Below are 255 nucleotides of genomic sequence, written 5' to 3'. Positions count from 1 at the left end.
AAATACAGAGATTAAACTGAAGAGTTTGATCCTGGCTCAGATTGAACGCTAGCGGGATGCCTTACACATGCAAGTCGAACGGCAGCACGGACTTCGGTCTGGTGGCGAGTGGCGAACGGGTGAGTAACGTATCGGAACGTGCCTAGTAGCGGGGGATAACTACGCGAAAGCGTAGCTAATACCGCATACGCCCTACGGGGGAAAGCAGGGGATCGCAAGACCTTGCACTATTAGAGCGGCCGATATCGGATTAGC

General features: G+C 53.3%; 1 rRNA gene. It reads left to right on the top strand.

Annotation, left to right across the window (positions count from 1 at the left end):
* Positions 1–13: 13 nt before the first annotated feature.
* Positions 14–255, top strand: a 16S ribosomal RNA gene (locus KW836_RS27740); the annotation flags it as partial.

The organism is Achromobacter sp. ACM05 (assembly GCF_019218915.1).
GTDB lineage: Bacteria > Pseudomonadota > Gammaproteobacteria > Burkholderiales > Burkholderiaceae_B > Achromobacter > Achromobacter animicus.
Note: the sequence above shows the minus strand (reverse complement) of the source record. Positions and strands in the feature narration are given on the sequence as shown.